Annotated in this window: 14 protein-coding genes; 8 read left to right on the top strand and 6 right to left on the bottom strand. The window is 74.9% G+C overall.

Annotated elements, in window-relative coordinates; translation table 11 throughout:
• Positions 1-155: 155 nt before the first annotated feature.
• The 3 genes from ACI783_RS14920 to ACI783_RS14910 all read left to right on the top strand — a co-directional run bounded on the left by ACI783_RS14920 (position 156) and on the right by ACI783_RS14910 (position 2,414).
• Positions 156-428 (top strand): FmdB family zinc ribbon protein, encoded by a 273-nt coding sequence (locus tag ACI783_RS14920; protein ID WP_457141169.1) that lies wholly within the window; start codon positions 156-158, stop codon positions 426-428.
• Positions 429-520: 92 nt separating this feature from the next.
• Positions 521-1,348 (top strand): MOSC domain-containing protein, encoded by an 828-nt coding sequence (locus tag ACI783_RS14915; protein ID WP_457141168.1) that lies wholly within the window; start codon positions 521-523, stop codon positions 1,346-1,348.
• Positions 1,349-1,379: 31 nt separating this feature from the next.
• On the top strand, positions 1,380-2,414 hold the full coding sequence (locus ACI783_RS14910) for an alpha/beta fold hydrolase (RefSeq protein WP_457141167.1): 1,035 nt from the start codon (positions 1,380-1,382) through the stop codon (positions 2,412-2,414).
• A gap of 23 nt (positions 2,415-2,437) precedes the next feature.
• On the opposite strand, the gene ACI783_RS14905 is transcribed toward ACI783_RS14910, so the two are convergent.
• Together ACI783_RS14905 and ACI783_RS14900 are read right to left on the bottom strand one after the other, a co-directional pair.
• Positions 2,438-3,232, bottom strand: coding sequence for a CPBP family intramembrane glutamic endopeptidase (locus ACI783_RS14905; protein WP_457141166.1), 795 nt, complete (start codon positions 3,230-3,232; stop codon positions 2,438-2,440).
• Positions 3,229-4,155: an NAD(P)H-binding protein gene (locus ACI783_RS14900; protein WP_457141165.1), complete on the bottom strand. Its 927-nt coding sequence runs from the start codon at positions 4,153-4,155 to the stop codon at positions 3,229-3,231. The genes ACI783_RS14905 and ACI783_RS14900 overlap by 4 nt, the downstream gene beginning before the upstream one ends.
• A gap of 91 nt (positions 4,156-4,246) precedes the next feature.
• Here ACI783_RS14900 and ACI783_RS14895 point away from each other — a divergent pair, with 91 nt between their 5' ends.
• Positions 4,247-4,645, top strand: a complete 399-nt coding sequence (locus tag ACI783_RS14895) for a DUF2237 family protein (protein ID WP_457141164.1) — start codon at positions 4,247-4,249, stop codon at positions 4,643-4,645.
• Positions 4,646-4,651: 6 nt separating this feature from the next.
• On the opposite strand, the gene ACI783_RS14890 is transcribed toward ACI783_RS14895, so the two are convergent.
• From ACI783_RS14890 to ACI783_RS14880, 3 genes are all read right to left on the bottom strand, one after another.
• The gene (locus ACI783_RS14890) at positions 4,652-5,605 is read right to left on the bottom strand and encodes an EamA family transporter (RefSeq protein WP_457141163.1); all 954 of its coding nucleotides are present in this window, start codon (positions 5,603-5,605) and stop codon (positions 4,652-4,654) included.
• Positions 5,606-5,732: 127 nt separating this feature from the next.
• Positions 5,733-6,134 (bottom strand): VOC family protein, encoded by a 402-nt coding sequence (locus tag ACI783_RS14885; protein WP_457080047.1) that lies wholly within the window; start codon positions 6,132-6,134, stop codon positions 5,733-5,735.
• Positions 6,135-6,204: 70 nt separating this feature from the next.
• Positions 6,205-6,993, bottom strand: coding sequence for an alpha/beta fold hydrolase (locus ACI783_RS14880; RefSeq protein ID WP_457141162.1), 789 nt, complete (start codon positions 6,991-6,993; stop codon positions 6,205-6,207).
• 447 nt (positions 6,994-7,440) lie between these two features.
• Here ACI783_RS14880 and ACI783_RS14875 point away from each other — a divergent pair, with 447 nt between their 5' ends.
• The 4 genes from ACI783_RS14875 (at position 7,441) to ACI783_RS14860 (ending at position 10,754) form a co-directional block, all read left to right on the top strand.
• On the top strand, positions 7,441-7,881 hold the full coding sequence (locus tag ACI783_RS14875; protein WP_457141161.1) for a hypothetical protein: 441 nt from the start codon (positions 7,441-7,443) through the stop codon (positions 7,879-7,881).
• The gene (locus ACI783_RS14870; RefSeq protein WP_457141160.1) at positions 7,878-9,140 is read left to right on the top strand and encodes a glutathionylspermidine synthase family protein; all 1,263 of its coding nucleotides are present in this window, start codon (positions 7,878-7,880) and stop codon (positions 9,138-9,140) included. The genes ACI783_RS14875 and ACI783_RS14870 overlap by 4 nt, the downstream gene beginning before the upstream one ends.
• A gap of 89 nt (positions 9,141-9,229) precedes the next feature.
• Positions 9,230-9,799 (top strand): PAS domain-containing protein, encoded by a 570-nt coding sequence (locus tag ACI783_RS14865; protein WP_457141159.1) that lies wholly within the window; start codon positions 9,230-9,232, stop codon positions 9,797-9,799.
• Position 9,800: 1 nt separating this feature from the next.
• Entirely contained in the window at positions 9,801-10,754 is a 954-nt protein-coding gene (locus ACI783_RS14860; protein WP_457080059.1) for a methyl-accepting chemotaxis protein, read from the top strand.
• A gap of 124 nt (positions 10,755-10,878) precedes the next feature.
• Here the strand turns inward: ACI783_RS14860 and nhaA are convergent, their stop codons facing one another.
• Positions 10,879-13,536, bottom strand: coding sequence for a Na+/H+ antiporter NhaA (nhaA, locus tag ACI783_RS14855; RefSeq protein WP_457141158.1), 2,658 nt, complete (start codon positions 13,534-13,536; stop codon positions 10,879-10,881).
• Positions 13,537-13,576: the final 40 nt, after the last annotated feature.

Raw genomic sequence — 13,576 nt, 5'->3', positions numbered from 1 at the left:
GGGGGGGGGGGGGGGGGGGGGGGGGGGGGGGGGGGGGGGGGGGGGGGGGGGGGGGGGGGGGGGGGGGGGGGGGGGGGGGGGGGGGGGGGGGGGGGGGGCCGGCCCCCCCCCCCCCCCCCCCCCCCCCCCCCCCCCCCCCCGAGAGGAGCACCGCGTTGCCGCTGTACGAGTTCCGCTGCCCCGAGTGCGGCCCGTTCGACCTGCACCGCGACATGCGTGACGCCGCCGCCACGGCGCCCTGCCCGGCCTGCGACCGGACGGCGCCGCGCCACTACGGCGTGGGGGTCGGGCGCCCTCCCGCCGGCGCACTCCGGAACGCCGGCCGTGCCGACCGCGCCCGCGTCGACCGGGCCCGCAGTGGGGAGCCGCTGGTCACCGGTCCGCCCACGGGACGCCGCCTGCCCGGCGGCACGGCCCACCGGCACTGACCCACCGGCACCGACCCGGCAGCGGGACCGCCCGACCCCGGCTACGGTCCACAGCACGGCACCGGCACCAGCACCGCTTCGGACGGAGGGCCATGCCGCTCGTCTCCCGCCTCTCGACCACCCCGGTCAAGGGCACCGCCTTGCACCATCCGCAGGCCGTCACGGTCACCGGCAACGGGGTGCCGGAGAACCGGCGCTTCCACCTGGTCGACGCCCGCCGGCGGCTGTTCAACGGCAAGCAGCACGGCCCGCTCGTGCAGCTCACCGCCGAGATCGACCCCACCGGGGAGCACCTGAGCCTGCGGTTCCCCGACCGCCCGCCCGTGGCGGGCCGGACCACCGAGCTCGGCGAGGCGGTCCGCACGGACTTCTACGGGCGCCCCGTCGACGGACACCTCGTCGAGGGGCCGTGGTCGGCCGCGCTCAGCGACTTCGTCGGGCAGGAGGTGCACCTGGTCGCGGTCGACCGGCCCGGTGACGCGGTCGACGTCCACCCGGTCACGCTCATCTCCACCGCGACGCTGGAGCACCTGCGCCGGGTCACCCCCGACGGGGAGCGGCTGGACCACCGCCGGTTCCGGATGCTCGTGGAGGTGGACGGCTGCGACGTCCACGAGGAGGACACCTGGGCCGGCCGGCGCGTGCGGATCGGCGGCGCCACCGTCCAGGTGGTCGGTCCCGTGCCGCGCTGCGTCGTGACCAACGAGAACCCCGACAGCGGAGTGGTCGACTTCGGCACGCTCAAGGCGATCGTGCGCTACCGCGGCGACCTCGCGACCGACCGCAGCACGCCGGTGGCGCACCTGCCGGACAACGGCGCGGTGATCCTCGGCATGTACGCCACGGTCGAGCAACCGGGCGAGATCACCCTCGGCGACCCGGTCGAGCTCGTCGACGAGACCGCCGTCCATCCCGCCTGACCCGTCCGCCCCCCCGACCCGAGGAGCACCGATGCCACGGCCCACCGACCACGAGCTCTTCGACCTGGGGGACGTCGTCCTGCAGGGCGGCGCGACCCTGCGCGGAGCCCAGCTCGCCTACATGACGTACGGCACGCTGAACGCCGACAGGTCCAACGTGATCGTGCACCCCACCTGGTACAGCGCCTGGCACGACGCCAACGAGTGGACGACGGGCCCGGGGCTGGCGCTGGACCCGGAGAAGTACTTCATCGTCGTCCCCAACCAGCTGAACAACGGCCTGTCGACGTCGCCGAGCAACACCCCGCCGCCCTACGACGGGCCGAACTTCCCGCACGTCACCTTCTACGACCAGGTCGAGGTGCAGCACCGGCTGCTCACGCAGCAGTGGGGCATCGAGTCCGTCGAGCTGGTGCTCGGGTCCTCCATGGGCGCCGGCCAGACCTACCAGTGGGCGGTCAGCCACCCGGAGATGGTGAAGCGGGCCGCGCCCATCGTCGGCTCGGCGGTCACCAGCGAGCACAACCAGGTCTTCCTGAAGAGCCTGCGGTCCGCGCTCACCCTGGACCCGGCGTTCGCGGGCGGACGCTACCGGCCGGACGCGCTGCCCACCGCAGGCCTGCGGGCCTTCGCCCGGATCTACGCCGGCTGGGGCCTCTCCCAGGCCTTCTACTGGCAGCGGGAGTACCGCAACCTCGGCTTCTCCTCCCTCGAGGACTTCCTCGTCGGGTTCTGGGAGGGCTTCTGGCTGGACGACCGGGACCCCAACGACCTGCTGGGGATGCTGTGGACCTGGGAGCACGGCGACGTCGGGAAGACCCCGGGCTTCGACGGCGACACGGAGGCGGCGCTGCGGTCCATCCGCTGCCCGCTGCTGGCCATGCCGGCGAAGACCGACCTGTACTTCCCGCCGGAGGACGAGGAGTGGGCGTCGCAGTTCATCCCGAACGGTGAGGTCCGGGTCATCCCGACCGTCTACGGGCACTTCGCCGGCCTGGGGCAGAACCCGGCGGACAACGAATTCATCGACCGCGCGCTGAAGGAGCTGCTGGCCGGCCCCGCCTGACCAGGTCGGCGAGCGGGCCCGGGTCAGACCTCCTGGGCGGGGTGCGGGTCGTCGATCGAGGCCTCGTCGGCGAACAGCGGCGGCAAGAACCGCAGCATCAGCACCGACCACGTGGCGTGGGTGAGGATCGGTGCCTGGATGCCGCCGGTGACCCGCCGCTGCAGCGCGAACAGCAGGCCCATCGGCACCGAGGCGAGCACCAGCGCCGGGTTGCGGGTGGCGACGGTGGCCAGCGTGTAGACGGCGGAGGACTTGAGCACCGGGTGCTCGGCGCCGACCGCCGCGTACAGGGCCCCGCGGAAGAAGACCTCCTCCGCGACGCCGTTGGCCAGCGTGGTGGTGAGCACCAGCGGGGGGGAACCCTGCTGGGCGTACCGCAGCACCCGGGAGATGGCGGCGTCCAGCGGCGGAATCCGCTTGGCCACCAGCGCCGCGCCGTAGAACGAGGCGAAGGCGGCCGTCCCGGCCACGACCGGGGTGAGCAGCGGCCGGCGCAGCGTGGCCTCCGGCGTCTGCACCCAGCCCAGGTGCAGCGGGCCCGAGGCGATGCCCCCGGCGACCCAGGTGCCCGCCACGCCCAGGGTCAGCGCGTAGAACGACGTCGAGTTCGGCTTCTGCGCCAGCGAGACCCCGAGCAGCCCGGCGCCGGCCAGCGAGACCCCGGCGGTCACCCGGCGCCGGCGGCGGAATGCCTCGTCGGACTCCCGGTGGTCGCGCGGCACCTTGTCCACCAGCCAGGACGGCGCCCGGGCCAGCAGCCGGGTCAACCGGGCGTCGGACCACAGCGACTGCCCCAGCCGCCGTTTGTCGCGGGTCATCCCACCCGCCCCGAGGCCTTCGCCGAACGGGCCTCCCGGCGTTCGCGGGCCCGTTCACCGAGCGCGGTGAGCACCGCCTCGTCGTAGGTCATCGGGTCGAACGGGACCACCCGGCGGATCGCGTCGTCTCGCACCACCACCTCGTTGCTCATCGAGCCGATCAGCGACCGGCCGGTCTGCCCGTCGATGTCGGTGACCAGCGACAACCAGCGGGAGGAGAGCTTCGGGCTCAGTAGCGGCACCGGCACGACCAGCAGCCGACGGCCCTGGATCTCCGCGACCCGGGTGAGCATCTCGAGGTACTCGAGCACCTCGGGTCCGCCGACGTCGAACGCCCGCCCCTCGGCCTCCGGCGCCTCCAGCACACCGACCAGGTACCGGACGACGTCGGCGACGGCGATCGGCTGGGTCCGGGTGTGCACCCAGCGCGGGGTGACCATCGCCGGCAGGTGGGCGACGAGCTGGCGGGTCATCTCCCAGGAGACCCCGCCGTGGCCGATCACGATCCCGGCCCGCAGCACGGTCACCGGCACGCCCGTCTCGCCGAGCAGCCGCTCGACCTGGCGGCGGCTGCGCAGGTGGGGAGAGAGGTCGTCGGCGTCGTTGCCGAGCCCGCCGAGGTACACGATCCGGCGGAGGCCGGCGTCGGCCGCGGCCCGGGCGAAGGCACGGGCGGCCGCGGCGTCCTTCTCCTGGAAGTCCGCCGAGTCCAGCGAGTGCACCAGGTAGTAGGCGGCCTCGCAGCCGGCCAGCGCGGTGCGCAGCGACGCCTCGTCGCCGACGTCCCCCGGCACCGGCGTGCCGACGCCGGAGTAGGTGTCCGGGTGCCGGGTCATCGCCCGGACCTCGTGCCCGGCCTCCTCCAGGGCAGGCGCCAGCCTGCCGCCCACGAACCCCGACGCGCCGGTGACCAGAACTCGCACGCTCTCAGCCTCCCGGCACGACCGGTCGGGCGCGACTCAGAAGCGCACGGCCCGCCCGGCGCGCCGGCTCCGGCGGCGCGATGATCGGCCCATGAGCGCCCCCGGCGAGGACCGCAACGTGCTGGGCGGTCCGTTGGAGCCGTGCGGCACCGACCCGATGACCGGCTTCACCCGGGACGGCTCGTGCCGCACCGGGCCGGCCGACCTGGGCAGCCACACGATCTGCGCCGTGGTCTCCGCCGAGTTCCTGGAGATGCAGCGCCAGCTGGGCAACGACCTGGCCACCCCGCGCCCCGAGTACGACTTCCCCGGGCTGCGCCCCGGCGACCGCTGGTGCGTCGTCGCCGTCCGCTGGTACCAGGCCCTGCAGGCGGGCGCCCCGGCCGGGGTCGTGTTGGCCGCGACCAATGCCCGCGCCCTCGAGGTGGTGCCGCTGGCGGTGCTGCGGTCCCAGGCCGTCGACGTCCCGGACGACCCGTCCTCGCTCTGACCGGTGTCAGCTGGGCACGGTCTCCGGCAGCGGAGCGGGCTCCGCCGTCCGGGCGGTCTGGGCCAGCACGATCCCGGTCAGGACGACGGCGCCACCTGCGATCTGCCAGGGCGTGAGCACCTGCTCGACCCACAGCCAGGCCACGATCGAGGCCAGCACCGGCTCGGCGGTCGCCAGGATCCCGGCGGTGGTCGGCGGCAGGTGGCGCAGCGCGGCCAGGGAGAGCCAGAAGGGCAGGGCGGCCCCCAGCACGGCGATCCAGCCCACCAGCAGCCCGGCCGGCACCTCGACCTCGCCCAGGGAGACCGGCACCCGCTCGGCGAGGACCCCGGCGTCGAACCGCCACCACGGGGCGGCGACCGCCCAGAACACCGCCGCAGCGGCGAAGCTCCAGGCGGTCAGCCCCATCGGGTCGCGGTCGACGGTGCCGCGCTCCCCCACCAGGTAGTAGGTGGCCAGGCAGACCGCCGCGGTGAGGGCGACCGCCACGCCGACCGGGTCGAGCCCCCCACCGCCCTGCCAGACCTCCGCGACCAGCACCAGGCCGCCGAGGGAGAGCGCCAGCGCCAGCCACAGCCGGCGGCGCACCCGCTCGCGGCGGACCAGCCACACGTACAGCGCGATGAACACCGGCGCGGTCATCTCGAACACCAGCGCGATGCCGACCGGGAGCCGGCCGTCGATGGCGACGTAGAAGAGGAACTGGGTCAGCGCGATCCCCACCACGCCGAGGACGGCGACGAGCGGGACGTCCCGCCGGTGCAGCCGCAGCCGCGCCGGGGCGAGGAGGGCCAGTCCGGCCAGCAGGGTGATCGCCGCCCCGGTGCAGCGCAGCGCGGTCAGCTGGGTCGGCGGGATCCCGGCCTGCAGCGCCAGCGCGGAGACCGTGCCGTTGATGGCGAAGACCCCGGCCGCGCCGAGGGTCAGCAGGGAGCCGACGGCGGGGCGGGCGGCGGGCACACCGGGCAATGTAGCGGGTCAACGCGGCCGAGCCGCCTACACCGTCGTCGTGGGGCCATCGAGTGTCGACCTCCGCACGCCACGCTCCCGGCTCAGACGTGCACAGGCCACCACTCGGCGTGCTCGGTCAGCCCTCCAGGGCGGCCGGGTCCATCCACGCCGCCTCCCAGACGTTGCCGTCCGGGTCGGCGAAGCTGGTGCCGTACATGAAGCCGTGGTCCTGGGCGGGCATCCAGGGCTTGCCACCGGCGGCCAGCGCCCGGGCCAGCAGGTCGTCGCACTCCGCCCGGTCGGCCGCGGAGATCGCGTTCAGCACCGAGGTGGCCTGCGCCGGGTCGCCGATCGGGCCGGCCAGGAACCCGGCGAACTTCTCCCGGGTCAGCAGCATCACCAGGATGTTCTCCTCGATCACCATCGCGGCGGCCGTGTCGTCGGTGAACCGGGCGTTGTTGGTGAAGCCGAGGGCCGCGTAGAAGGCCTTGGCCCGCTCCAGGTCGGTGACCGGCAGGTTGACGAAGATGGTGCGCACGGGGAGCTCCTCGGTTCGTGGGACCGCCGTCCGGTCCCGCCACCAGTCAGACCGGCCGGCGCCGGGGAACTCATCGGCGGGCGGTCGCGGCGAGCACGAGGTCGACGGTCTCCGCGGGCACGTCCCACATCGGGAAGTGGCCGGAGCCGTCGAACCAGTGCAGCTCGGCGTCGGGGAAGGCCTCCCTCGCCCGCGCCGCCTGTCGGGCCAGGGTCACCCGGTCCCGCCGTCCCCAGCCGATGGTCAGCCGACCGGGCAGCGACCCGGCCGGGGCGCCCTGCTGGCGGGGCCCGCGGGCCAGGTCGGTGAGGACCGCGTCGAAGGACGGCGACTGCGCGTACCCGGTGAGCTCACGGGTGACCACGCCGGCGTCCAGCGCCCACGGGTGGGCGGAGAACTGGGCCAGCAGCGCCGTCCGCCCGGCCGGGTTGCCCAGCACCGCGGGCAGGGCCGGCCGGATCCGGCGCACCAGCGCGATGGACGCGCGCAGGCTGGCGAGGAAGACCGCGGCCTCCCGGTCGGTCCAGAACCCGCCCGGGTCGAGGGCCACGGCGTCCCCGCCGACCCCCCGCCGGGACAGCTCCAGCACCATCCGGGCGCCCAGCGAGCTGCCGACCAGCGGGGCGTCGGCCAGCCCCTCGGCCCGCAGCCAGTCGGCCACCGCGTCGGTCAGCGAACCGAAGGTGGGGTCCGGCGGCGGCGGGGTGTCGCCGGCGAACCCGGGCAGGTCCACCGCCACCACCTCGCGCGCCGCGGCCAGGCCGGGGAGCACCGGGCCCCAGGAGCGCCAGGAGCCACCCAGCCCGTGCACGAGGACGAGGGGGTCGCCGGAGCCGGTCCGGTGCGCTGCGAGGTCCATGCCCGCGACTACCCACCTCGCCGCCGCTCATCCGGGGCCGCCGCTCATCCGGGGCCGCCGGTCAGGCGGTGGCGTCGGCCGCCGTCCCGTTGCTCGTGCTGCCGTACGTGCTGCCGTCCGTGCTGCCGTCCGGGGGCCTGGCCACCGAACCCGCCGGCGCCGCCCGGCGGCATGCCCCGGCCGGCTCGGCTGCCGCCGCGGACTCCCGGGTCTCCTGCCGCGCAGGGTCGGGCAGCGGCTCGTCCCCACCGGGCGCACGGGCTCGGTCATCGGTTCTCCTCCTGCTCGGGGGTGTACAGAGGAGACGTCCGGCGGCCCTCGTGCGCACGGCACCTCCCATCGCTGGGGCGCGGCTGTGAGGATGTGCCGCGGGGCGGGTGCGGCGACCGGGGCGTCGTCCGACAGCATGTGCGGGTCCGGCAGAGCGCGGCAGGAGGAGTGCAGACGGTGAGCACGTCGAGGAGCAACCGGGTGCGCGCGGCCATCGGCACCGTGAGCCTGACCGGCGCGGCCATGGGCTTCCTGTCCGCCTGCGGCACCGGCGGGTACGCCTCCGGCGACGACGACGCGGAGGCCGAGCGGGTCTACTGCGTCGACGAGCAGGACCAGGTCGTCGACGACGAGCTCTGCGAGGAGGCCGAGACCAACGGCGGCTACGTCGGCGGTTTCCCCTACTTCTTCCTGCTCGGCGGGTTCGGCGGCAACCGGTACGCGGTCGGCCAGACCATCCCGCAGCAGTACACCGGGGCCGCCACCCGGGTGAACCCCTCCGACACCTCCGCCCGGACGCGCGCCGGCCTGCCCGGCTCCGGCCGGGTCAGCTCCGGCACCCGGGTCTCCGGCGGGATCGGCTCGGGCCGGGTCGGCAGCGGCAGCGTCGGTTCGTGAGGCGGCTGTACGGGAAGGCCCGGCTCGGCTGGGAGGCCGAGATCGAGAGCCAGGGGCTGGTCTACAACAAGACGACCGTGCCCGGTGAGGACCCGCGCTCCTACTGGCGGGAGGACGTCTTCTACGACTTCACCGACGCCGAGATCGACACCCTCGCCGACGTCACCGACCAGCTGTTCGCCGCCTGCGTGGAGGCCGGGGACGTCGCCCTGGCCGACGACCGGCTGCTGGACCGGATGCGCATCCCCCGCGACGCCCGCGACGTCGTCCGGGCCACCTGGGAGGAGGAGCCGCCCAGCGTCTACGGCCGGTTCGACCTGTGGTGGGACGGCCGGGCCACCCCCCGGCTGCTGGAGTTCAACGCCGACACCCCGACCTCGCTCGTCGAGGCGGCGGTCGTGCAGTGGGCCTGGCACCTGGAGACCGGGCAGGGCCGGGACCAGTGGAACCAGCTCGACGACAAGCTGGTCGCCGCCTGGCAGCGCAACCTCTCCCGCTGGGAGGGCCAGCACCACCGCAGGCCGACGGTGCACCTGGCCTGGACCTCCGGTGACCGCAGCGGCGAGGACTGGATGACCGTGGCCTACCTGGCCGACACCGTGCAGCGGGCCGGGTACGAGGCCGTCGTCCTCACCACCGAGGAGATCGGGCTGGACACCGGCGACGCCCGGTTCTACGACCCGAAGGGCAACCGGCTCGACGTCGTCTTCAAGCTCTACCCCTGGGAGTGGCTGCTCGACGACGCCTACGGCCCCTCGGTGATCGCCGACCTCCGGGATCCGGACGGCACCACCTGGGTCGAGCCGATCTGGAAGATGCTCTGGTCGAACAAGGGCCTGCTGCCGGTGCTGTGGCAGCGGTACGAGCACGACCCGGTGCTCTCCCGGTACCTGCTGCCGGCGTTCTTCGCCGACGACCCGCGCGCCCGCGAGCTGGAGGCGACCGGGTACGCGCGCAAGCCGCTGTTCGGCCGGGAGGGCGGCAACGTCGAACTGGTCGCCCCCGGTGGCGAGGTGCTGGCCGCGCAGGGCGGGCAGTACGGCGCCGAGGGCTGGATCGTGCAGCAGCTGTGCGCGCTGCCGGACTTCCCCGGCCCGGACGGCCCGCACCACCCGGTGCTGGGCGCCTGGGTGGTCGACGGCGAGGCCGCCGGGCTGGGCATCCGGGAGTCCGACGGGCTGATCACCGACGACCTGTCCTTCTTCGTCCCGCACACCATCGGCTACCGGCGCCCACCGAACACGACCTGGTCGGCCTGACCCGCCGTTCCGATCGCCGCCCTGCCTGCCGAGAACTGGCGGAGCAGGAACGAGCAGGGCAGCAACTCGGCGATGCGGAGGCAGCACAGGTGACGACGGCGGGGACGACGGCCCGGGACCAGCGGCGGGCGGTGCGCCCCACCGGTCAGGAGCGGGTGCTCGAGCCCGACGACCTGATCGTCTCCAAGACCGACCCGCGCGGGGTGATCACCTACGCCAACGAGTCGTTCCTGCGGGTGTCGCGGTACGAGGAGGACGAGGTCCTCGGCCAGCCGCACAACCTGATCCGGCACCCCGACATGCCCAAGGCCGTGTTCAAGCTGCTGTGGGACACCGTCGCCGCGGGCCAGGAGGTGTTCGCCTACGTGGACAACCTGGCCGCCGACGGCGCGAACTACTGGGTGCTGGCCAACGTGACCCCCAGCTACGACACCCGCGGCACGATCGTGGGCTACCACTCCAGCCGGCGCGCCCCGACCCGCCCCGCGATCGCCGCGGTGAGCGGGGTCTATGCGCAGCTGCGCGCCGCCGAGCGCGCCCAGCCCAACGGCCGGGCGGCGGTCGAGGCCTCCACGGCGCTGCTCGGCACGCTGCTGTCCGACCGCGGCCAGTCCTACGACGAGTTCGTGTGGTCGCTGATCGCCGACGGGGGGTTCTGAGATGGGCAGGCGGTCCGAGCGGGCGCGCACCGACGCGGAGGAGCTGGCGGTCTACCGGGCCTTCGTGGCCGAGCTCAGCCGGGTGTGCCGGGCCGCGGCCACCGGTGACCTGGAGGCCCGCAGCCGGGCGGTGGCCGGATCCCGCGACGTCCCCGAGCTGCGCGAGCTGCAGGACGGCGTCAACCAGCTGCTCGACGTCTCCGACACCTTCGTGCGCGAGGCCGGCGCCGCGCTGACCTCCGCCGCCGACGGGCGCTTCCACCGCCGGGTGCTCGAGCGGGGGCTCCCCGGGGCCTACCGCCGCAGCGCCGGAATCCTCAACCAGGCCGGGGAGGCGATGCGCGCCTCGGCCACCCGGGTGACCGAGGCGCAGGGCGCCCGGCTGGCGCTGGCCGACGAGTTCGAGTCGGTGGTGCTGGCGATGTCCGAGCAGGTGGCGACGGCGGCGACCGAGCTCAGCGCCTCGGCCGCCGGGCTGACCGGGGCGGCCGTGTCGGCCGGCACCGAGGTCGGCCGGGCCGAGGACAGCGTGGTCTCCCTCGACCGGTCCTCCACCGAGATCAAGGAGGTCATCGCGCTGATCGACTCGGTGGCCGCGCAGACCCGGCTGCTGGCGCTCAACGCGACGATCGAGGCCGCCCGGGCCGGGGAGGCCGGCAAGGGGTTCGCCGTCGTGGCGTCGGAGGTCAAGGACCTGGCCGACCAGACCGCGAGCGCCACCGAGCGGGTCACCGCCCAGGTCGCGTCGGTGCGCGCCGCCTGCGGGGACGTCTCCGAGGTGATGACCAACGTGGGGACGACGGTGGCGGACATGACCGGCCTGGTCGACGGCATCACCACCGCCGTCGACGGGGGCGCCTCCGACCCGCTGGGGACGGCGTCGCCGGGGCTCTCGCAGCTGGCGGAGAAGCTGCGCGCGGAGATGACCGGCTTCCTGGCCCACATGCGCAGCTGACCCCAGGCCCGACCGACGTCACCGCCCACCCGCCGTTGATCATGGGCGCGTTGCCCGCGACACGCCCGGGGACGGCGCGCCGCGGAGCAGGACGCCCATGGTCAACTGCGGGGGTGGCCGGCCCTCAGGTGGTGGTCAGGTCGCGAGCCGTGCCGGCGAACCGGGCCAGGTCGTCGCGGGTCGGCTCGACCAGCACCCGGCCGTCCGGGGTGAGCACCACCGGGGAGGTCGTCCCCTCCGCACCGGCCTCGGCGAGCAGCCGGCGGGCGGCGTCGTCGTCGGCGGGGTCGAGCCACTGGTGCGGCACGCCGTCCTCGGCCAGCTGCTCGCGCAGCGCGACGCTCGCCGGCCAGCGCCGGTCGCCGACCACCCGCAGCCCGGTCGCCTGCCCGATGAGCATCGCCCGGCGCAGCAGGAACGACCGCGTGACGACGTCGGCCAGGCCGCGGTCGCGGGCGAACGCGGCGCGCAGCTGCTCCAGGCTGAGCACCAGCACCTCGCCGTCCTCGGCGGCCACCAGCGAGCGCACCGGCCGCTGCCCGGCCAGCATGTTCAGCCCGCCCAGGAACCGGCCCGGGCCGTGGACGGCCACGACCCGCTTGCCGCCGTCCCCGCCGTGGTCGAGCGACCCCTCGACCACGGCGATCGCCCCGGAGAGGACGACGAAGAAGTCGAACTCCGCCTGGCCCGAGCGCAGCAGCACCTGGCCGCGCACGGTGCTCATCCGCCGCCCCACCCGGCGGAACACGGCGATGTGCTCGTCGGAGAGCCGCGGGGAGGCGCCGTCCTCGGGGGTCTCGGCCAACGGCCCACCGGGCAGCACGTCGATCGCCGGCATCTGGGCGGGCGGGGAGAAGACCCGCAGCTGCTGCGCCGGCGCCCCCGGCTCGGCCGCCGGCAGCAGGCCGCCGTGGCCCGGCCCGCGCGGGTCGGATGCGACCAGCGCCGCGGCCAGCGACTCGGTGGTCGTCGGCCCCTCGTGCCGGACGCCGTTGACGAAGAAGGTCGGGGTGCCCTGCACGCCGCTGACCTCGGCACCCACGACGTCGGCGCGGACGCGCGCGGCGTGCACGCCCGACCCCAGCTCCTCGGCGAACCGGCCGAGGTCGAGCCCGAGGGCGGCGGCGTGGTCGAGCAGCTGGTCGGCCTCCAGCTGGTCCTGGTGGGCGTAGAGCCGGTCGTGCATCGCCCAGAACGCGCCCTGGGCGCCCGCGGCCTCGGTGGCCTCGGCGGCGAGCTCGGCGTGCGGGTGCACGTCGGGCAGCGGCAGGTGCCGGAAGACGTAGCGCAGGTCGTCACCGAACCGGCGGCGCAGCTCCTCGACGACCCCGGTGGCGCGACCGCAGAACGGGCACTCGACGTCGCCGTACTCCACCAGGGTCAGCGGGGCGTCGGCCCGGCCGCGCAGGTGGTCGGTCTGCGGGTCGACCGGCGGGTCGAGCTGGCGGGGCCCGGTCTCGGTGACGTGCGGCGCACGGCGGCCGAGCGCCCAGAACCAGACGGCGCCCAGCACAGCGGCGACCACCCCGGCGGCGAGCACGCCGATCATCGCCTCCTCGCGGAGCACCGCGTCGTCGAAGGCCAGGTCGGCGACGAACAGCGAGACGGTGAACCCCAGCCCGGAGAAGGCCGCACCGCCCCAGACGCTGGGCAGGCCCACGCCGGGCGGCAGGGAGCCCATGCCGAACTTCACCGCGAGCGTGGAGACCAGCCCGATGCCGACGAACTTGCCGACGACCAGACCGAGGAAGACCCCGATCGTGACCGGTGAGGTGAGCGCCCGGTCCAGCACCTCGCCGTCGAACTGCACGCCGGCGTTGGCCAGGGCGAACACCGGGACGACGACGTAGCCGCTCCACGGCACCAGCAGCGCGCCGATCCGCTCGTTGGGCGAGATGGCCCGCTCCACCGAGAGCTTCGCCCGCCGGGCCAGGGCGACGTCCGGGGCCTGCCGGAAGGCGCGGGCCAGCGTGCCGGCGGACTCGACCTCGGCGCGGCGCGGGGTGTAGGCGCTGACCAGCAGGCCCAGCACGACCCCGCCGATGGTGGCGTGCACCCCGGACGCGTGCATGGCCAGCCACATGACCACGCCGACGGCGAAGTAGGCCGGGCCCCGCCACACCTGCAGCTTGGTGAGCCACACGAAGGCGACGACGCACAGCGCCGCGACGCCGAGGGCCACCAGGTCGATGTCCGCGGAGTAGAAGACCGCGATCACGGTCAGCGCGCCGATGTCGTCGACGACGGACAGGGAGAGCAGGAAGACCCGCAGCTGCGTCGGGGCGCGGGAGCCGACCAGGGCGAGGGCGCCGAGCACGAACGCGGTGTCGGTGGCCATCGGGATGCCCCAGCCGTGCGCGCCCGGGCCGCCGGCGTTGATCGCCAGGTAGATGCCGGCGGGCACCACCAGCCCGGCGAGCGCACCGAGGGCGGGCACCGAGAGCCGGCTTCGCTGGGTCAGCTCGCCCATCGACAGCTCCCGGCGCACCTCCATCCCGATGAGGAAGAAGAAGAACACCATCAGGCCGTCGTTGACCCAGTGCCGCAGGTCCATGGCGACCTCGGTGGAGCCCAGCTGCACGGCGAACTCGGTGTGCCACACCCGCTCGTAGGAGTCACCCCACGGGGAGTTGGCCCACAGCAGGGCCAGCAGGGTGCCGGCCACCAGCAGCACCGCGCTGGACGCCTCGGTGCGCAGGAACCGGCGGGCCGGGGTGGAGAGCTGGGCGAGCAGGTGGCCGGTGCGGGACGGCCGGCTGACGGTGCGGGACGGGGACGTCACGACGGTCTTCCTACCGTGCCGATGTGACGGGTGGGATGCC

The sequence above is a fragment of the Modestobacter sp. SYSU DS0511 genome (genome assembly GCF_054050755.1).
The sequence above is the reverse complement of the archived record's forward strand: the minus strand, read 5'-3'. Positions and strand labels throughout refer to the sequence as shown.

Bases quoted from the DNA above. Each gene is read 5' to 3' on its own strand.
- ACI783_RS14915 (WP_457141168.1), top strand. From the start codon at position 521: ATGCCGCTCGTCTCCCGCCTCTCGACCACCCCGGTCAAGGGCACCGCC.
- ACI783_RS14910 (WP_457141167.1), top strand. From the start codon at position 1,380: ATGCCACGGCCCACCGACCACGAGCTCTTCGACCTGGGGGACGTCGTC.
- ACI783_RS14905 (WP_457141166.1), bottom strand. From the start codon at position 3,232: ATGACCCGCGACAAACGGCGGCTGGGGCAGTCGCTGTGGTCCGACGCC.
- ACI783_RS14895 (WP_457141164.1), top strand. From the start codon at position 4,247: ATGAGCGCCCCCGGCGAGGACCGCAACGTGCTGGGCGGTCCGTTGGAG.
- ACI783_RS14880 (WP_457141162.1), bottom strand. From the start codon at position 6,993: ATGGACCTCGCAGCGCACCGGACCGGCTCCGGCGACCCCCTCGTCCTC.
- ACI783_RS14860 (WP_457080059.1), top strand. From the start codon at position 9,801: ATGGGCAGGCGGTCCGAGCGGGCGCGCACCGACGCGGAGGAGCTGGCG.